The 18824-nt window shown below is 65.8% G+C and carries 18 protein-coding genes and 1 pseudogene; 9 read left to right on the forward strand and 10 right to left on the reverse strand.

Annotated features, from left to right (window positions below; translation table 11 throughout):
* Positions 1–18 precede the first annotated feature (18 nt).
* The 4 genes from ptsP to gshB are packed head-to-tail and all read right to left on the reverse strand — an operon-like array spanning position 19 to position 3510.
* On the reverse strand, positions 19–1782 hold the full coding sequence (gene ptsP, locus AC56K1_RS19735) for a phosphoenolpyruvate--protein phosphotransferase (protein WP_497159509.1): 1764 nt from the start codon (positions 1780–1782) through the stop codon (positions 19–21).
* Positions 1783–1823: 41 nt separating this feature from the next.
* Complete coding sequence (locus AC56K1_RS19740) at positions 1824–2093, reverse strand: HPr family phosphocarrier protein (protein ID WP_489875529.1); 270 nt, start codon at positions 2091–2093, stop codon at positions 1824–1826.
* Between the two features lie 54 nt (positions 2094–2147).
* Positions 2148–2555 carry a PTS sugar transporter subunit IIA gene (locus AC56K1_RS19745; protein WP_497159492.1) on the reverse strand — a complete coding sequence of 136 codons (408 nt, stop codon included), beginning with the start codon at positions 2553–2555 and terminating at the stop codon, positions 2148–2150.
* Position 2556: 1 nt separating this feature from the next.
* On the reverse strand, positions 2557–3510 hold the full coding sequence (gene gshB, locus AC56K1_RS19750; RefSeq protein ID WP_497159493.1) for a glutathione synthase: 954 nt from the start codon (positions 3508–3510) through the stop codon (positions 2557–2559).
* 160 nt (positions 3511–3670) lie between these two features.
* Here gshB and AC56K1_RS19755 point away from each other — a divergent pair, with 160 nt between their 5' ends.
* Positions 3671–4318 carry a DUF4272 domain-containing protein gene (locus AC56K1_RS19755; protein ID WP_497159494.1) on the forward strand — a complete coding sequence of 216 codons (648 nt, stop codon included), beginning with the start codon at positions 3671–3673 and terminating at the stop codon, positions 4316–4318.
* A gap of 4 nt (positions 4319–4322) precedes the next feature.
* On the opposite strand, the gene gshA is transcribed toward AC56K1_RS19755, so the two are convergent.
* The 4 genes from gshA to AC56K1_RS19775 all read right to left on the reverse strand — a co-directional run bounded on the left by gshA (position 4323) and on the right by AC56K1_RS19775 (position 8343).
* Positions 4323–5624, reverse strand: coding sequence for a glutamate--cysteine ligase (gshA, locus tag AC56K1_RS19760; RefSeq protein WP_497159495.1), 1302 nt, complete (start codon positions 5622–5624; stop codon positions 4323–4325).
* A gap of 215 nt (positions 5625–5839) precedes the next feature.
* Positions 5840–7240, reverse strand: coding sequence for an ammonium transporter (amt, locus tag AC56K1_RS19765; RefSeq protein WP_497159496.1), 1401 nt, complete (start codon positions 7238–7240; stop codon positions 5840–5842).
* Positions 7241–7251: 11 nt separating this feature from the next.
* Positions 7252–7590, reverse strand: a complete 339-nt coding sequence (gene glnK / locus AC56K1_RS19770) for a P-II family nitrogen regulator (RefSeq protein ID WP_497159497.1) — start codon at positions 7588–7590, stop codon at positions 7252–7254.
* An 18-nt stretch (positions 7591–7608) separates the two neighbouring features.
* The gene (locus AC56K1_RS19775; protein ID WP_497159498.1) at positions 7609–8343 is read right to left on the reverse strand and encodes a TorF family putative porin; all 735 of its coding nucleotides are present in this window, start codon (positions 8341–8343) and stop codon (positions 7609–7611) included.
* A 271-nt stretch (positions 8344–8614) separates the two neighbouring features.
* On the opposite strand from AC56K1_RS19775, the pseudogene AC56K1_RS19780 reads away from it, so the two are divergent.
* The 3 genes and pseudogenes from AC56K1_RS19780 to AC56K1_RS19790 all read left to right on the forward strand — a co-directional run.
* Positions 8615–8842 (forward strand): annotated as a pseudogene (locus tag AC56K1_RS19780) (accessory factor UbiK family protein); the annotation flags it as partial.
* Between the two features lie 138 nt (positions 8843–8980).
* A complete protein-coding gene (locus AC56K1_RS19785) occupies positions 8981–11446 on the forward strand; it encodes an adenosylcobalamin-dependent ribonucleoside-diphosphate reductase (protein WP_497159499.1) in 2466 nt (821 codons plus the stop codon).
* Positions 11447–11482: 36 nt separating this feature from the next.
* Positions 11483–11857, forward strand: a complete 375-nt coding sequence (locus AC56K1_RS19790; RefSeq protein ID WP_497159500.1) for a SirB2 family protein — start codon at positions 11483–11485, stop codon at positions 11855–11857.
* On the opposite strand, the gene AC56K1_RS19795 is transcribed toward AC56K1_RS19790, so the two are convergent.
* Positions 11835–12971, reverse strand: coding sequence for an acyltransferase family protein (locus AC56K1_RS19795; protein WP_497159501.1), 1137 nt, complete (start codon positions 12969–12971; stop codon positions 11835–11837). The genes AC56K1_RS19790 and AC56K1_RS19795 overlap by 23 nt on opposite strands.
* 271 nt (positions 12972–13242) lie before the next feature.
* Here AC56K1_RS19795 and AC56K1_RS19800 point away from each other — a divergent pair, with 271 nt between their 5' ends.
* On the forward strand, positions 13243–14760 hold the full coding sequence (locus AC56K1_RS19800; protein ID WP_497159502.1) for a YifB family Mg chelatase-like AAA ATPase: 1518 nt from the start codon (positions 13243–13245) through the stop codon (positions 14758–14760).
* Here the strand turns inward: AC56K1_RS19800 and AC56K1_RS19805 are convergent.
* Positions 14746–15240 (reverse strand): PEP-CTERM sorting domain-containing protein, encoded by a 495-nt coding sequence (locus tag AC56K1_RS19805; protein ID WP_497159503.1) that lies wholly within the window; start codon positions 15238–15240, stop codon positions 14746–14748. The two genes, AC56K1_RS19800 and AC56K1_RS19805, sit on opposite strands and share 15 nt — an antisense overlap.
* A gap of 82 nt (positions 15241–15322) precedes the next feature.
* Between AC56K1_RS19805 and AC56K1_RS19810 the strand changes: the two genes are divergently transcribed.
* The 4 genes from AC56K1_RS19810 (at position 15323) to AC56K1_RS19825 (ending at position 18478) form a co-directional block, all read left to right on the forward strand.
* Positions 15323–15778: a hypothetical protein gene (locus AC56K1_RS19810; protein WP_497159504.1), complete on the forward strand. Its 456-nt coding sequence runs from the start codon at positions 15323–15325 to the stop codon at positions 15776–15778.
* On the forward strand, positions 15775–16515 hold the full coding sequence (locus AC56K1_RS19815; RefSeq protein WP_497159505.1) for an ABC transporter ATP-binding protein: 741 nt from the start codon (positions 15775–15777) through the stop codon (positions 16513–16515). Before AC56K1_RS19810 ends, AC56K1_RS19815 begins: the two co-directional genes overlap by 4 nt.
* On the forward strand, positions 16512–18065 hold the full coding sequence (locus tag AC56K1_RS19820) for a putative ABC transporter permease subunit (RefSeq protein ID WP_497159506.1): 1554 nt from the start codon (positions 16512–16514) through the stop codon (positions 18063–18065). Before AC56K1_RS19815 ends, AC56K1_RS19820 begins: the two co-directional genes overlap by 4 nt.
* Before the next feature lie 71 nt (positions 18066–18136).
* Complete coding sequence (locus AC56K1_RS19825) at positions 18137–18478, forward strand: DUF1840 domain-containing protein (RefSeq protein ID WP_497159507.1); 342 nt, start codon at positions 18137–18139, stop codon at positions 18476–18478.
* The last annotated feature ends 346 nt before the right edge of the window (positions 18479–18824 follow it).

The following is an 18824-nucleotide window of genomic DNA, read 5'->3' on the forward strand; positions in this document are numbered from 1 at the left end:
TGCGGCGCTAGCGCCAGTTCAGAGCGACTGCAGCTGCTCCACCGCGGCCGCGATCTCGTCCGGCTCGAACGAGCGCAGGATGCGGCGCGTGCGCGAAGTGATCGCGGCCAGGTCGCTGTTCAGGATTTCCTGTTTCACCGACAGCAGCTGCGCAGGGTGCATCGAGAATTCGCGCAGGCCCATGCCCAGCAGCAGGCGGGTCAGCTTGGTGTCGCCCGCCATCTCGCCGCACACGGCGACATCCAGGCCGGCCTTCTGGCCGATGGAGATGGTCTGGGCAATCAGCATCAGGACCGCCGGGTGCAGCGGATTGTACAGGTGCGCCACTTCGTAATCGACGCGGTCGATCGCAAGCAGGTACTGGATCAGGTCATTGGTCCCGATCGACAGGAAATCCATGCGCTTGACGAACATCGGCAGCGCCAGAGCGGCCGCGGGAATCTCGATCATCGCGCCCACTTCCACCGCCGGGTCGTACTTGACGCCCTCGTCGCGCAGTTGCGCCTTGGCCTGCTCGATCATGGCGAGGGTCTGGTCGATCTCGAAGGCATGCGCCAGCATCGGGATCAGGATGCGCACCTTGCCATAGGCGGAGGCGCGCAGGATCGCGCGCAGCTGGGTCAGGAACAGCTGGGGCTCGGCCAGGCAGTAGCGGATCGCGCGCAGGCCCAGCGCCGGGTTGAGCGCGGTGTGCTCGGTCGGGTCGAGCGGCTTGTCCGCGCCGACGTCGAGCGTGCGGATGGTGACCGGGCGGCCCTTCATGGCCACCACCGCCTTGCGGTACTGCTCGAACTGCTCGTCCTCGCTCGGGATGCGCAGCGCATTGCCCAGCACATTGGCGCGGCCCATGAACAGGAACTCCGAGCGGAACAGGCCGACGCCGTTGGCACCCGCCTCCAGCGCGGCGGGGCAGTCTTCCGGCAGCTCGATATTGGCCATCAGCTTGACCTCGGTGCCGTCTTTCGTGACGGCCGGCGTTTTCTTCAGCTTGAACAGGCGCTTGCGCGCCTTGCCCAGTGCCGCCTGGCGCGCGCGGTACTGCTCCAGCACCAGCTGGCTCGGGTTGCAGATCACCACCCCGGCGTCGCCGTCGACGATGACCCAGTCGTCCTGCTCGATCAGGCGCGAGGCCTGGCTCATGCCGACCGCCGCCGGGATGTCGAGCGAGCGCGCGACAATGGCGGTATGCGAGTTCTGGCCGCCGACGTCGGTCACGAAGCCGATGAAGGAGCGGTCGCGGAAGGCCAGCATGTCGGCCGGCGAGATATCGTGGGCCACCACGACCATTTGCGGCGGCGCGTGGTCGTCGCCGGAAAACACCGGCGGCGCCGTCAGGGCGGTGCCCATCAGGACCTTGAGCACGCGCTCGGCCACCTGCTGGATGTCGTGCTTGCGCTCGCGCAGGTACTCGTCCTCGATCTCGTCGAACTGGCTCGATAGCTCATCGATCTGTGTCACCAGCGCCCATTCGGCGTTGTAGTGGCGGCTGCGGATGATGTCGAGCGGCGCTTCCGAGATCATCGGGTCGGACAGGATCAGGGCGTGCACGTCGATGAAGGCGCCCAGCTCGGTCGGGGCGTCCTTGGGCAGCTCGGTCCACAGGGCCTGCAGGCCGCGGTGCACCGCGGCGATCGCATGCTGCAGGCGGCTCACCTCGGCCTCGACCTGCTCGACCGGGACCAGGTAGTGCTTGACGTCGAGCGCCGCCGGCGTGAGCAGGTGCGCGCGGCCGATCGCAATGCCGCGCGAAACCGGAATGCCGTGGAGCGTGAACGATGCCATCGAGGGTCCCGTGTGGCGCGGAGCAGCCGCTTCGCGCGGCATTACTCGCCTTCGCCGAACTTGTCGTTGATGAGGCCCGTGAGCGCGGCGATGCAGGCTTCCTCGTCCGCGCCGTCCGCCTCGAGCAGCACTTTCGCGCCCTTGCCGGCGGCGAGCATCATGACGCCCATGATCGACTTGGCATTGATGCGGCGGCCGTTACGGGTAAGCCAGACGTCGCTCTGGAATTTCGCGGCCAGTTGGGTAAGCTTGGCGGAGGCGCGGGCGTGCAGGCCCAGCTTGTTGATGATTTCTAGTTCTTGTTGAATCATGTTCTCGTTATCGTCGTATCGCCAAAAACTGTCGTGTCCTGGAAGCGCAGCCCGTCAGCTCGATCCTACGCGGATCCGATTGTCCACCCGTACCGCGCCATTCTGGGCGCCGGCCAGGGCCATTTCCACCACGACGTCGAGCGTGTCGCGGCGGTAGGTGATTGCACGCAGCAGCATCGGCAGGCTGATGCCGGCGATGACTTCCACGTGGCCGGCATTGGCCAGCGAATTGCAGCAATTGGACGGCGTTCCGCCCTTGATGTCGGTGATGACCAGCACGCCGTCGCCCTCGTCCAGGCGCGCGATCGCATCCTTGGCCAGGGTGTTGACCTCGTTGATGTCCTGGTCGGCGGCCACGTCGATCGCCTCGAAGCGCTCGGTGGGCCCGCGGAAGACGTGCGCTACCGCGGTGATGAATGCCTGGCCCAGCGGTGCGTGGGTCATCAGGAGAATGCCTACCATATCAGTGTGTGTTTCCCGTAAGCTGCTGTTCGACCGCGTCGATGAACATCGCGGCCACGTCGAATCCGGTCTGGTCGGTGATCTCCTGGAAGCAGGTCGGGCTGGTGACGTTCACTTCGGTCAGGAAATCCCCGATGATGTCCAATCCTACCAGCAATAAGCCGCGGGCGGCCAGTACCGGCCCCAGCGCTTCGGCGATCTCGCGGTCGCGCTCGGTGATCGGCTGGGCCACGCCGATGCCGCCGGCCGCCAGGTTGCCGCGCACTTCATTGCCTTGCGGAATGCGCGCCAGCGCGAAGGGCACCGGCTTGCCGCCGATCACCAGCACCCGCTTGTCGCCCGCTTTGATTGCCGGAATGTATTTCTGCGCCATGATGGTGTGCATGCCGTTGCCGGTCAGCGACTCGATCACCGAGCCCAGGTTCATGCCGTCTTCCTTGATGCGGAAGATGCCGGCCCCGCCCATGCCGTCAAGCGGCTTGAAGATCACGTCGCCATGCTTGCCGTGGAAGTCGCGCAGGCGGTCCATGTTCGAGCTCACCAGGGTCGGCGAGGTGTAGCCGCTGAACTGGGCGATGGCCAGCTTTTCGTTGTGGTCGCGGATCGCGCCCGGGCGGTTGAACACGCGCGCGCCCTGGCGCTCGGCCAGTTCCAGCAGATAGGTGCCGTAGACATATTCCATGTCGAAAGGCGGATCCTTGCGCTCGATGACGGCATCAAAGCTTGAGAGCCTGGCGATTTCCGGCACGTCGGCGCGGTACCAGGCGTCCGGCTCGCCGGTGAGGGTCAAGCGCCTGACCTCCGCCGTGACCACACCCTCTTCCAGCACCATGTCGCGCTGCTCGAAGGCATAGATGGTGTGGCCGCGCTTGGCGGCTTCGCGCATCATTGCGAAGGTCGAGTCCTTGTAAATCTTGAACGTGGCGAGGGGATCGGCGAGGAAGGCGATTTTCATGGACGGTCCAATGCGGGGAATGCCCTGATTTTAGCCGGAAACGCGGATGTTCGCGGGCGGCCCATCTATTCGGTGGCGATGTGATCCGGACGATCACCGCGTACGACGTCAACTGGACGGTTGATGTTAATGTCCTGCAAACGATTTCCGGAGGCAGGACATGACAGCAGAAGCACGCAGGGCAGCAAACGAAGCGCTAGTGCGCGAGCACGGGATTCCCGTCAACCCGCACTTGCCGATGATCGAGGATGGCGACGACGTGGCGCTGCGCACCGGGGACGACCTCTGGCGCCGGCTGGTCGCGCTCTGGGGCGTGGTGGGCGCGGCCATGCTGCGCCAGAACACCTTCTTCAAGCAGTATTTCGCCAGCGAAGAACGGCGCGCCATGCTGTCGAACGACGAAGCCGCCTTCCTGTTCGATGACGCGCCGTCCGAGGAAGACGTGATCCGCTTCTCGTGGCGGCTGGAAGCGATGATGTTCCTGGCCTGGTGCGCGGGCCTGGCGGACAAGCCCGTCCTGCCGGCAGCGCCGTCCAGCGCAGAAAGCATCCTGCCGCTCTACCCGCACGACTTGGCGGACGCGACCATGCTGCGCGATGCGATCCGCCTGCGCAGCAAGAGCGAGATCCTGGACCAGGCCGACCTGCTGTACCGCCTGCATTGGGCAGTGCGCGACGCGCAATTGAACGGCCACGAACAGCCGCCCGGCATCAATCCCGGCATGGTGCTGGAATGGCACCATGCGGCCAACTGGATGATCCGGCTTGAGGGCGAAGACGACTGGGACGCCGTCTCCACCGAAACGTGATGGCTTAGTACACCTCGGGGTTCGGGTCGGTGCGCTCGAGTTCGAGCGAAGCCGCCAGCAGCCCCAGGCGCGCCACCACGCCATACACGTAGAAGCGGTTCGGCGCCGCCGTGCCTGGCTTGGCCTTGAGGTCCGGCACCGCATGCTGCTGGGCAAATGCCAGCGGCACGTACTGGGAACCCGGCGCGTTCAGGTTCTGGTCGATGCCGCGCTCGGCGTGGATGCGGTAGAAGCCGCCCACCACGTAGCGGTCGATCATGTAGACCACCGGCTCGGCCACCGCATCGTTGACGGACTCGAAGGTCGGCACGCCTTCCTGCACGATCATGTCGTTGACCGCCACGCCATCCTTGATGACCGTCATCTTGTTGCGCTGGGCACGGCTCAGGTCGCGCACTTCGCTGGCGTCCTTCACCGTCATCACGCCCATGCCATAGGTGCCGGCGTCGGGCTTGACGATCACGAAGGGCTTTTGCTCCTTCATGCCGTATTCCTTGTACTTCTTCTTGATCTTCGAGAGCAGGGCCGAGACCGCGTCGGCCAGCTGCTCGGTGCCGACGTCTTCCTGCAGGTCGACTTCGCCGACCTTGCTGTGCAGCGGATTGACCAGCCATGGATCGATGTCGATCAGCTTGCCGAACTTCTTCGCGACTTCATCGAAAGCCTTGAGGTGGTTGCTCTTGCGGCGCAGCGCCCAGCCGGCATGGACCGGCGGCAGCAGCGACTGCTCGTGGATGTTTTCCAGGATGGCCGGGATGCCCGCCGAGAGATCGTTGTTCAGCAAGATGGTGCAGGGATCGAAATCGGCCAGGCCGACGCGGCGCCCGTTGCTTGATCGCACCAGCGGCTCGACCACCAGCATGTTCCCGTCCGGCAGCGCCAGCGGGGTCGGCTGGGTGACGTCCGGCGACAGCGAGCCCAGGCGCACGTGCAGGCCGGTCTGGCGGAAAATTTGCATCAGGCGCGCCACGTTCTGCAGGTAGAGCGGGTTGCGCGTATGCGTTTCCGGGATCATCAGCAGGTTGCGCGCATCCGGGCAGTATTTGTCGATCGCAGCCATGGCGGCCTGCACCGCCAGCGGCAGCATCTCGGTGGACAGGTTGTTGAAGCCGCCCGGGAACAAATTGGTATCGACCGGCGCCAGCTTGTAGCCGGCATTGCGCAGGTCGACCGAGCAATAGAACGGCGGCGTATGCTCCTGCCACTCGAGCCGGAACCAGCGCTCGATGGCGGGCGTGGCTTCGAGGATCTTCTTTTCCAGGTCGAGCAGGGGCCCGGTAAGGGCGGTGGCGAGGTGCGGAACCATGTGGGACGTCCTAGTAGTGGCTTTTTCGAATTATATCGGTACAGCTATATATGGACGAAGAAGCCGCTTTAAAGGCGCACGCTTGCCGGAATGAAAAAAGAAGTGCGCCGTACCGCCGCCGAGGTACGCCAATCTCATTCTTCCACCATCCTGAAAACCGTTGTCCCCGCCTTCGCGGGGACAACGTGCATCATTTGCTACTTAGAAAATCCGTATCAAGCGTGATACGCCGACTCCCCATGGCTGGTAATGTCCAGCCCTTCGCGTTCCTGGTCCGCCGGCACGCGCAGCCCGATCACGATATCGACCAGCTTGAAGGCAATGAAAGCCACTACACCAGACCACACGATGGTGATGCCGATGGCTTGCGCCTGCACCCACACCTGGTTCGCGATCGAGTAATCCGCCGAGCCCTTGTTGGCGACGTAGTCCCAGATGCCCTGACCGCCCAGTGCCGGCGACGCGAACACGCCGGTCAGCAGCGCGCCGAGGATGCCGCCCACGCCATGCACGCCGAACACGTCGAGCGAATCGTCGGCGCCCAGCAGGCGCTTCAGGCCGGTCACGCCCCACAGGCAGATGACGCCTGCCAGCAGACCCATGACCAGGGCGCCCATCGGGCCGACGAAGCCACAGCCCGGGGTGATCGCCACCAGGCCCGACACGGCGCCCGAGACAGCGCCCAGCATCGACGGCCTGCGCTTGAAGATCCACTCGCCGATCATCCACGACACGGCTGCCGCGGCGGTCGCCAGCAGGGTGTTGATGAAGGCCAGCGCGGCGACGTCGCCCGCTTCCAGTGCCGAACCGGCGTTGAAGCCGAACCAGCCGACCCACAGCATCGAGCCGCCGATCATGGTCATGGTCAGCGAGTGCGGCGCCATCGATTCGCGGCCCAGGCCGACACGCTTGCCGATCACGTAGGCCCCGACCAGGCCGGCCACTGCCGCATTGATGTGCACCACGGTGCCGCCCGCAAAGTCGAGCGCGCCCTTCTGCCACAGGAAGCCGGCATTGCCGGTGACCGTCGCGAGCGACGCAGCATCGGTGATGGCATCCGGACCGGCCCAGAACCAGACCATGTGCGCGACCGGCAGGTAGCCGAAGGTGAACCACAGGACCATGAACAGCAGCACCGCCGAGAAGCGCACGCGCTCGGCAAACGCACCGACGATCAGCGCGCAGGTAATGGCGGCGAAGGTGCCCTGGAAGGCGACGAAGATAAATTCAGGAATCATCGTCTCCTTGCTGAAGGTCGCGGCCTGGGCGAAGCTGCCGGCCACCGGGTCGTAGATGCCGTTGAGGAAGACGCGGTCGAAGCCGCCGATGAAGGCATTGCCCTGGGTGAAGGCCAGCGAATAGCCGTACAGGCACCACAGCACGATGATCACCGAGAAGACCATGAAGACCTGCATCAGGATCGACAGCATGTTCTTGGCGCGTACCAGGCCGCCGTAGAACAGGGCCAGGCCGGGAATCGACATCATGATGACCAGCAGCGTGGCGGTGAACATCCACGCGGTGTCGCCCTTGTTGATGGTGGGTGCCGCCAGGGCCGGCAGCGCCAGGCTCATGGCCATGAGGCCGGCCAGGACTTTTGTTATGGTGTGCTTCATCAGGATTCCCCTTACAGTGCTTCGTTGCCGGTCTCGCCGGTACGGATACGGATGACCTGGTTCAGGTCGGCCACGAAAATCTTGCCGTCACCGATCTTGCCGGTGCGGGCCGCGCCCTGGATGGCGTCGATGACCTGGTCGACCACGGCATCGTCCACGGCCGCTTCGATCTTGATTTTCGGCAGGAAGTCGACCACGTACTCGGCGCCGCGGTACAGCTCGGTATGGCCCTTCTGGCGGCCGAAGCCCTTCACCTCGGTCACCGTCATGCCCTGCACGTTGATCTCCGACAGCGCTTCCCGGACCTCGTCCAGCTTGAAGGGTTTGATGATGGCGGTAATCATTTTCATGGTGTGCCTCTTATGCGTTCAGAAAGTTTTTGACACGGTCAGGATGGCGCCGGACTTGCCGAGGTTCTTGCCTTCCGGGTTCAGGTAGGCGCCGGTACTGGCCTTGATCCAGGCCAGCGAGACGGTGGCCACGCCGAGGTCCTTGGTGACGCCGACTTTGTAGTCTGTGTACGAGTACTGGCTGTTGTGGCGCACTTCCTGGCGTCCGGCATGCAGGTTCAGCAGGAAGCCATTGCCCACGTCGATATCGGCGCCGACGTCGAGGTAGCCGCTGCCCTTGCTGTTGGCGGTGCCGAACAAGTTGGTGGTCGAGCGCGAATACTTGACATAGGCCGGGCCGAAGCCGAGGCGCCCGTACAGCTCGAAGGTGTTCGCGCTCGGGTGCAGGCCATTGGACGGGTACAGGTAGTACAGGCCGCCGACGTCATAGGTGACGGATTCGCCCAGCTGGCCACGCTTGCCGCCGTAGATATCCCATTCGATGTTGCCGTCGCCGCCGAGATCCTTGGTCCATTTGATGGTGGACAGCCAGGTGCCTACATACCAGCCGGTCGGGCCGTGCACGTAGTCGGCGCCGCCTTGCAGCGCCGGGTCGAAACTGGTTTGCGACAGGCCGCGGTAACGGTAGTCGCTGGCAAGGGCGGCGTTATAGCTGACTTGATGCTCAGGGGCTGCTTCCTGCGCGCTGGCGGTGACGCTCGAGAAGGCCAGGACGGCCCAGGCCACTGCTGCTGCGGTTGTGTTGCACTTCATGACATTCCCCTTATGTTCAACGGTCTGAGCCGTTGCGGTTTACAATCCTGTTTGCACCACTCCTGACAACTCTTTAGCAGGATGCGTGCCAGCTCAAACCGGAGTCGGATGCTGGCAATTGCGCTTGATTTCTCAGCCATGCCCCCCATTTGCGATTCGTTCAACCCAGAAAACCGCGCGGCAGCAATGTGCCGCAGCGCCACGCACCATGGCGGGCAGTGGACGCACCGTCATGGTGCGCCGGCGCCGCCTCATTTAGGAATGCACGGATATGAATACTTTCTTCAACGACTTGCAGGGCAAGATCAACCAGGCGCTGGAAAGCACGCCGGCCAAGGACATCGAGCGCAATGTCAAGGCGATGATGACCCAGGGTTTCTCCAAGCTCGACCTGGTCACCCGCGAAGAATTCGAGATCCAGGCCCAGGTGCTGGCCAAGACCCGCGCCAAGCTCGAGGCGCTCGAGCTGCGCGTGGTGGAGCTGGAAGCACGGCTGAACGCGCAGACGGGTTCTTCCGCTTCCGCCAGCCCGGCGTCAAGCGGCGCTATCCCTGGCGCCACCGATCCAGCTGCGCCCCACATCATTCTCGACAAGCCCTGATTCTTCGGGCGCATTCATGCTCAGGCCGGGCGCACCATGAATGCCATCGACAAACCACCGGGCGCCCTGCCGGCGCAGGAGGTGTCGCTGGACGTCCTGCGCGAGAAATACGCCAAGGGCGACGAAACCAGCATGGAAGATGTGCGCCGGCGCGTGGCGCGCGCCCTGGCCGCGCTCGAGCCTGAAGCGCAGCGCGCCGGGTTCGAACAGCGCTTCCTGTGGGCCCAGCAACAGGGCTTCGTGCCCGCCGGGCGCATCAACTCTGCCGCGGGCCTCGGCCTGCAGGCCACCCTCATCAATTGCTTCGTGCAGCCGGTGGGCGATTCGATCTCGGGCACCGACCAGGACGGCCTGCCCGGCATCTACACTGCCCTGTCGGAAGCTGCCGAGACCATGCGCCGCGGCGGCGGCGTCGGCTACGACTTCTCCGCTATCCGCCCCATGGGCAGCAAAGTCCACGGCACCCGTTCGCGCGCCTCGGGACCGGTCTCGTACATGGAAGTGTTCGACGCCTCCTGCCGCACGGTCGAATCGGCCGGCGCCCGGCGCGGCGCGCAAATGGGTGTGCTGCGCATCGACCATCCCGACATCGAACGCTTCATCGCCGCCAAGGACGAAGGCGGCCTCACCAACTTCAACATCTCGGTCGGCGTCACCGACGCCTTCATGCGCGCGGTGGAAGCCGATGCCTCCTTCGAGCTGGTGCACCGCGCCGAACCCGGCGACGAAGACATGGCCGGCGCGCGCCGCCTCGACGACGGCCGCTGGGCCTACCGGCAGCTTGGGGCGCGCGCGCTGTGGGACCGGATCATCGCCTCGACCTACGACCATGCCGAACCGGGCGTGCTGTTCGTCGACCGCATCAACCTGGAAAACAACCTCTGGTATGCCGAAGAGCTGCGCGCCACCAATCCCTGCGGCGAGCAGCCGCTGCCTGGCTATGGCTGCTGCGACCTCGGCTCGCTGAACCTCACGAGCTTTGTGAACGATCCGTTCAGCGACGCTGCCGCCTTCGACTTCGCGCGCATGCGCGAGGTCGCCGCGGTGGGGGTGCGCATGCTCGACCTGGTGCTCGATGCCACCGTCTGGCCGCTGCCGCAGCAGGCGCTTGAATCCAGCGCCAAGCGCCGCGTGGGCCTGGGTTTCCTGGGCCTGGGCAGCGCGCTCGTGATGCTGGGCCTGCGCTACGATTCAAGCGAGGGCCGTGCGCTCGCCGCCCGCATTGCCGAAGCGCTGCGCGATGCGGCCTATGCGGCATCCGTCGAACTGGCGCGCGAAAAAGGGCCCTTCCCCCTGTTCGATGCCGACCAGTACCTGCGCGGGCAGTTCGTCGGGCGCCTGCCGCAGGAACTGCGCGAAGCGATCCGCGCGCATGGCATCCGCAACTCTCACCTGCTGTCGATCGCGCCGACCGGCACCATCTCGCTGGCCTTTGCCGACAATGCCTCGAACGGCATCGAGCCGCCCTATTCCTGGACCTACCAGCGCAAGAAGCGCATGGCGGACGGCTCGATGCGCAGCTACGAGGTCGAAGACCATGCCTGGCGTTTGTACCGCCAGATGGGTCATGACACCTTGAGGCTGCCGGCGCAATTCGTGACCGCGCTCGAGATGCGCGCGCTCGACCACCTGCGCATGGTGCAGGCGGTGCAGCCCTTCGTGGACACGGCGATCTCGAAGACCGTCAACGTGCCGGAAGACTATCCCTTCGACGATTTCCGCGACCTGTACAGCCAGGCCTGGCATGCGGGGCTGAAGGGCCTGGCGACCTATCGGCCGAACACCGTGCTGGGCAGCGTGCTGTCGGCCTCACCCGAGCCGGAACGCGCCGCGGCGCCCGACGATGACCCGCTGCGCAAGCGCTTCGAGCGCCGGCCGCTGGGCGAGCTGGAATCGGTCACGTCAAAAATCGAGTACTCGACCCAGGAAGGCCGCAAGACCGCCTATCTCACGGTGAGCTTCATTCGCGCCGACGGCACGTGCGAGGGCAAGCCGGTGACGGTCGAGCGGCCTTTCGAATTCTTCATGCCCTCGAACCAGCGCCTAGGGGGACAGCAATGGATCACGGCCTCGATGCGGCTGCTGTCGATGGTCGCGCGCGCCGGCGGGCCGATTGCGCGGGCGCTGGCCGACATGCGCGACGTGGTGTGGGAAAAAGGCCCGGTGCGCTGCGGTTATCTCACGCGCGAAGATGGCGTGCAGGTCCCGGTTTATCACGATTCGGAAGTGGCGGCGATCGCCTTCATGCTGCAGCGGCTGCTGATCCGGCGCGGCTTCCTCGATGCCTGGGGCAACCAGGTGCCCTTGCCGGAACTGGCGCGCCGCCATGCCGCGCGCCAGGATGGCGTGGCGCTGGAGGCCGAGCCGCAGCTGCCGACCGTATCGGGCGCGCTACCCGCAGCCACGGGCGCCAAATGCCCCGAATGCGGCGCCCGTGCGCTGCGCAAGGTCGACGGCTGCACCCGCTGCGACGAATGCCACTATGTGGGAGAGTGCGGCTGAGGCATACTGCGCAGGTTGTCAACTTTCAAACCTGCCATGACCTATTTCGCCTTGAAGCACATCCACGTCACCTTTGCTGCCTTGAGCGGCCTGCTGTTCCTGATCCGCGGCATCTGGATGCTGACCGGTTCACGGCAGCTGCAGCGGCGCTGGGTCAAGATCGTGCCGCATGTCGTCGATACGCTGCTGCTGGTGAGCGCAATCGGCCTGGCCGTATGGAGCAGCCAGTATCCGGGCCAGCAGTCCTGGCTGACGGCCAAGGTGGTGGCGCTGGTGGGTTATATCGTGCTGGGCACCATCGCGCTCAAGCGCGGCCGCACGCAGCAGGTGCGGGGCGCAGCCTTTGCCGGCGCACTGGCCTGCTTCGCCTATATCGTCGCGGTGGCGGTCACGAAGAACCCGCTGCTGTAAGCGCGGCTGCCGGCGCGCTGCGCTGCGGCCGCAGCAGGCGCTCGCGCAGCCGCAGGCCCGGGCGTTCGACCAACAGGTAGAGCAGCGCGGCGCACAGCAGCGTCGCAAAGCCATAGGTCGCCAGCGCCACCAGGTTGCCGCCGCCCGCCATCGTGCCGAGCTGCTCCCGCACCAGGTGATAGGCGCTCTTGTGCGTGAGGTAGAGGCTGAAGGCCAGGGTCGCCATCATGCGCGCCCCTGGCACGTTCACGCGCCCCAGCATTGATTGCCTGCTGGCGCAGCCCACCAGGATGCCTCCCAGGCTCAGGGACAGCAGCGGGAAGCCGGCGATGGCCATGCCCGCGTTCAGGGGGCCGTCGAACAGCAGGCTTCCGGTCGCCGCCACGCCGGCCACGCCCGCCAGCAAGAACCCCCACGAGCGGGCCGTCATCGCTTCCCACCAGGCCGGCCGGAACAGCCGCACCGCCGCCAGCACGGCGCCCACCACCAGGGCGTCGAGCCGGGCCCAGGTCGGGTTATAGATGTGCTCTATGTAGCGCAGCACTCCTGCATCCCTGCCGCTGGCCACGCCCAGCCAGGGCGCGACTTCCTGGTACCACACCCAGCCGCGCAGCAGCATGCCGCCTGCGAGGATCGCCAGCGCCACCGCTGCCGTCTTCCACGCCGCCGGACGCCAGCCCAGGCATGACACTACCACCGGCAGCACCAGGTAGAAATGCTCCTCGACGCATAGCGACCAGGCATGCGAGAACGCGCGGGCGTTGAAATAATCAGGAAAGAGGTTGGCCGTGAAGCTCAGGAACTGCCAGGCCGGCTGCATGCCCGGGCTTTCGCGCCAGGCCGGGATCCACAGGTAGAGGCCAAGCACGGCCAGGTAGGCGGGCAGCACGCGCAAGGCGCGCCGGGCCATGAACTGCCCCCAACGCGGTCCGCCGGGTGCCAGGCGAGCCGCGAAGGCCTGGGCGCCGATCAGGTAACCGCTCAGCACGAAGAACAGGTCCACGCCCATCCAGCCGAATTCGGCCGGCGCCGGCAACACCACGCCATAGCTGGTCACGTGGTAGGCCATCACCCATAGAATCGCGATGGCGCGCAACAGGTCCAGGCCGGGCATGCGGCCGAGGCTGGGCTGCGTATTTTGGGGACACGTGGCTACCGGGCCGGCGGCCAACAATACGGACTTGCGCTGCAATATGGTCTCCCGAGAAAAACGCGAGCCTAGCACAAGCAATGCTTTCCAGAAAACCTGCCGTCAGCAGCCGACAGCGCGGTGAACGTCGCGACCCGCGCAAGCAGCAGGCCCCCTGCACCTTTGGTCAAGCGCAAGCGCCAAGCCCTGGCCACCCTGCAGTATTTGCACGTCTCCTTCCCTGTCCAGGAACACCATGAGCCTCGCAGTCCTTCGCAGCCGCGCCCTGGCGGGCATGGCCGCGCCCGTTGTCAATGTCGAAGTCCACCTGGCGAACGGCTTGCCCGCGTTTGCCATCGTCGGCTTGCCCGATGCCGAAGTACGCGAAGCCAAAGACCGCGTGCGCGCGGCCTTGCAGAATTCCGGCTTTACCATCCCGCCGCGCCGGATCACCGTGAACCTGGCCCCGGCCGACCTGCCAAAGGAGTCCGGCCGCTTCGACCTGCCGATTGCGCTCGGCATCCTTGCGGCCTCGCAGCAACTCCCGGCGGATCAGCTGGCGCGCTACGAATTCGCGGGAGAGCTGTCGCTGTCGGGCGAGTTGCGGCCCGTGCGCGGCGCGCTGGCAATGACGCTTGCCATGCACCGCGACGGCGACGGCGGCGCCCGCGCCTTCATCCTGCCGCTCGCCAACGCCGACGAAGCGGCGCTGGTGACGGAAGCCGCCATCCACCCGGCCCGCACCCTGCTGGAAGTCTGCGCCCACTTCGCGCATGGCGCGGGCAAGCTGCGGCTGCCGCGCCACCAGGGCCAGGCACCGGTGCCGGCCATCGACTATCCGGACTTCGCCGAGGTCAAGGGACAGCAGTCGGCCAAGCGCGCGCTCGAGGTGGCGGCCGCCGGCACCCATTCGGTCCTCCTGATCGGCCCTCCCGGTGCGGGCAAGAGCATGCTGGCTTCGCGCTTTCCGGCGCTGCTGCCGCCGATGAGCGATGACGAGGCGCTCGAGTCGGCCGCAGTGCAATCGCTCTGCGGCGGCTTCGCACCCGAGCGCTGGCGCCGGCGCCCGTTCCGCAGCCCGCACCACACCTCCTCGGGCGCGGCCCTGGTCGGCGGCGGCAACCTGCCGCGTCCCGGCGAGGTATCGCTGGCCCACCACGGGGTGCTCTTCCTCGACGAACTGCCCGAGTTCGACCGCCGCGTGCTGGAAGTGCTGCGCGAGCCGCTCGAATCGGGCCAGATCACGATCTCGCGTGCGGCGCACCAGGCCGATTTCCCGGCGCGCTTCCAGCTGGTCGCCGCCATGAATCCCTGCCCCTGCGGCTGGCTCGGCCACCCGTCCGGCAAATGCCGCTGCACGCCCGACACCGCCCAGCGCTACCAGGGCCGCATTTCCGGGCCCCTGCTCGATCGCATCGACATCCAGTTCACCGTGGCCGCCATGCCGGCCGAGAGCATCGGCGCGCAGGCCGACGGCGAGAGCAGCGCGCTAGTTGCGGCGCGCGTGGCGCAGGCGCATGCGCTGCAACTGGCGCGCCAGGGCAAGCCCAACCAACGTTTGGCGCCGGGCGAGATCGACCGCTACTGCCGCCCCGATGCGGGCGGCGACCGGCTGCTGCGCGCGGCCATGCAGCAGCTGCACTGGTCGGCGCGCGCCTACCACCGCGTGCTCAAGGTGGCGCGCACGATCGCCGACCTGGCCGCCGCCGATGGGGTGGCGGCCGGGCATATCGCCGAAGCGATCCAGTACCGCCGCGCGCTACGCGATGGCTGAATCCGGGGTGCTGCCGGGCGCCGCAGCGGACGGCAGCCTGCGCCGCCGCGCTGCCAGCAGGCCGACCATGCCGATTCCGAGGCTGAGCAGGGTGGCCGGTTCGGGTATCCGGGCAACGATACGGGGCTGGCGCACATCCGTGATCCCGACCTTGCTCGAAATCGCCACATTATTCAGCAGTGTGCCATTGGCCGTATCGACCCTGAAGAAATGTTGCCGTTGGAATTGGCTGAAAAATTCATCCGGTAGCTTGCCGTTTCGCCACCAAACGCAGTCACCAGGATATCGGCATAGCGCGGCGCCGCGTTGTCGGTGCCCCCGACAAGGAACTGGAAAAGAAACTCTTGGTTTCCAAATAACCCATTTTCGCGTAACCATTAAATAACACCTGTTCTTTCCAAGAGGAGATAAGCAGGAACCGTTTGCCTGTGCGGCGATATCGTCATCAGGCGTAACAGCGCGCGAGACCCAGCCGTACATGGCTGGCCCCTGCTGTTATCATCGCCGGATGCGCCTATCCTCCTTTCCTGCTTCCTTCCTGTTACTCTCCGCCGCACTGCTGATGGGATGCACACCCTCGTATAACTGGCGCGACCATACGAGCAGCGACGGATCTTTCCGCGTCCAGTTCCCTGCCAAGCCTTCCACCCACACGCGCAGCATCGACCTGGGCGGCCTGCAGGTCGACATGACCATGACTGCCGCAGAGGTCGATGGAACGACGTTTGCGGTAGGCACCGCACAGGCGCCAGATGCGGCCACCGCACGCGCGATCCTGCCGGCGATGCGCCAGGCACTGCTGCGCAATATCGGCGCCGTCACCGAGCCCGCAGGGCAACCGGGCGATGCGACGCTGGAGCTTGATGCAACCGGCCGTGGCAATGGCGGTTCCGTGCGGATCGTCGGACGCTTCGTGGCGAAAGGTGCGCGCGTCTTCCAGGTAATCGTGGTGGGCAGGCCGGGGACAATGCCGCCGGAGCATACCGAGCAGTTCCTTGACTCTTTTGCTGCGCAATGAGCGCCAGTGCCCTGCCTCCCGCCCTGTCGGTCAGGGGCCTGTATAAATCGTTCGGCCGTCCTGCCGTGGACGGCCTGGACCTGTCGGTGCGGCGTGGCGAGCTGTATGCCCTGCTCGGGCCTAACGGCGCCGGCAAGACCACGACCCTGCGCATGGTAGCCGGGCTGGTGGCGCCGGATGCCGGCAGCATCGAGGTGCTCGGCATCGACCTGGCGTCCATGCCGCAGCAAGCCAAGCGGCGCCTGGCCTACTTGCCCGACGATCCGATGTTGTACGGGAAACTCAAGCCGACCGAATACCTTGAATTCGTCGCCGGCCTATGGGGCGTGGACGCCGCCGTAGCCGAAACGCGGGCACGCGCACTGCTCGACTGGCTGGACCTGAGCCAGCATGCGCACGAACTCACCGAAGGCTTCTCGCGCGGGATGAAGCAAAAGCTCGCGCTGGCCGGGGCGCTGATCCACGAGCCTGAACTGCTGATCCTGGACGAGCCGCTCACCGGGCTCGATGCCGCCGCGGCGCGCCAGGTGAAAGACCTGCTGCTGTCGCACGTCGCCAAGGGCGGGACAGTGATCCTGACCACCCACATCCTCGAAGTGGCAGAGCGCCTCGCGCAGCGCATCGGCATCATCCGGCAGGGCCGCCTGATCGCAGAAGGCACGCTCGATGAACTGCGCGCGCGCACCAGCGGCGCGAGCCTCGAAGATGTCTTCCTGCAGCTGACCGCGCAGCCATGATGGGCGCACCCGGCAGCATCGGCTGGCTGGCCTGGCACGAGGCCAGGCTGTTCTGGTACAACGCGGCGTCCGGCAAGTCGAAAAAGACGCAGCGCCGTCCCGGCGCCGGCGCACTGGCCGCCATTGCCCTGGTTTGGCTCGTGCTGCACGTCGCGGCTTTTTTCGTCGTCTCGCGCAGCGCGGGCATCGAACCCTCCGACCCGCGCGTGCTGGTCGCGGTCACCGCGCTGCTGTTCGGCTGCATGACCTTCATGCTCTCCAGCGCACTGAGTTCCAGCGTGTTGGTGCTGTTCGAGCGGGGCGACCTCGACCTGCTGCTGTCCTCGCCCCTGTCATCGCGCAGCATCTTCGCCGTGCGCCTCGGGACGGTCGCCATCGGCACCTCCAGCCTCTACCTGTTCCTGCTGGCGCCGTTCGCGCATGCCGGGGCAATGCTCGGCTACGCGCGCTGGCTCGCGGTCTATCCAGTCATCCTGGGCTGCGCGACCATCATCGCCTGCGCCGCCATGCTGATGACGCTGGGACTGGTCAGGATCATCGGGGCGCGCCGCACGCGCGTCGTCGCCCAGGTGATCGGGGCGCTGGCCGGAGCCCTGCTGTTCATCCTGTCGCAGCTGTTCTCCCATTTCTCCGACGGGATGGAGGCCCAGGCCGCCACCGCTTTCGCCCGCGCCTTTTCGGCAAACGGCCCACTTGGCGCATCGAGCGCGCTATGGCTGCCGGGCCGCGCGCTGCTGGGCGAGCCGCTGCCGGTGCTGGGCCTGGTGCTGTTGGCTGTGGCGGCATCGCTGTTCACGGCCGCGCGCACCCACCGCTTCTTCGTGCACGGGCTGCAGCAGGCCGCATCCTCGCGCCGCGCCGCGCCTCAGCTGGCAGGCGGCGTGCGCTACCGCTTCGGGCGCCGCCTGTTCGACACCGTCGTGCTCAAGGAGTGGCGGCTGATCGTCCGTGACCCGCACCTGATCTCGCAGGTGGCGCTGCAGCTGATCTACCTGCTGCCGCTGTTCTTCATCGTCTTTCGCCGCAGCGAGATCCAGCTTCCCACCGTGGCGGCGGGCCTGACGCTGCTATGCGCCTCGCTGACCGCATCGCTGGCCTGGATTGTGGTTTCGGCCGAAGACGCGCCCGACCTGCTGCGCCTTGCGCCGGCAGCGCCGCGCGTTATCCGGCTGGCCAAGCTCGCAGCTGCAGTGATGCCCTCGCTGCTGCTGGTCGCCCTTCCCCTGCTCTGGCTCGTGGTGCGCGCCCCGGTCGCGGGCTTGCTGGCATGCTTTACGGTCAGCGGTGCAGTCTGCGCAGCCGCGCTGATCGTCCACTGGTGCGGACGGCCGGGCGCGCGCAGCGATTACGCGTCGCGTGGCAAGGGTGGCGTGCTGAGGTCCCTGCTCGAGGTGGCCAATGGCTTGTCCTGGGGCGGGTTCGCATGGTGCCTGGTTGCTGCCGCAACGGGCAAGCCGTCGGATCTGCAGCTCCTCGGGGCGGTTGGTGCTTTCGCATCCACCATGTTCACACTTGCCGTGGCCTGGTTTCTTCGGCGACCACAGCTATAAGAGCATGCGCGGGATGACCGCACTACCAACTCGTGTTATCGTTTAGTCATTAACTGACGATTGGAATAGCTATGTTGATTACATTCAAGTGCAAGTCCTATCCTGAGGTCCTGATGTACCAGGAGCATGCCAAGCGCATCCTCGATATGCTGAACAAGGATACGGAGCGCGGCGTCATCACGGCGGGAGAAGCGCGGCGTGCAGTCGCACTCCTCGAAGGCGAAATCGAAGAAAGCCGTAAACACCAGGTGTCGGAACAGGTCGAGCGCGACGTCCATGCGCACCATGGCGAAACCGAAGACAACGACCATGAGCCGATCGAACTCGTGACCTTCTCCACACGCGCCTATCCGCTGCTGGAAATGCTGCGTTCGGCCCGCGACCAGCAGACCGACGTGCTCTGGGGCGTCTGACTGGCGCTGCGAGGCTGTCATATGCCGGTGCCGGTGAGGCGGTGGCCACACGCACGCGAATAAACGGCGGAGCTTTGGCTCCTCTTTTTATTGGGGCTCAAAAACTCCGGGGCCGGCGATAGAACGGGAGCTGCGACGCGTGCATCGCTCGCACGCCACAAACTTGCTGATGTTCGTATCGCAGAACCGTCGCTCCCGCGAAGGCGGGAGCCCAGGTTCGCTGCGTAGTCACCAGCGCCGGATGAGATGCGGTCATTGAAGAGAGCGTGTAAACGCAAAAAACCCCACCAGGATCACCTGGTGGGGTTTTGCTTATAACTAGCCTGACGATAACCTACTTTCACAC

Source organism: Telluria sp. ZB4P37, from assembly GCF_059685855.1.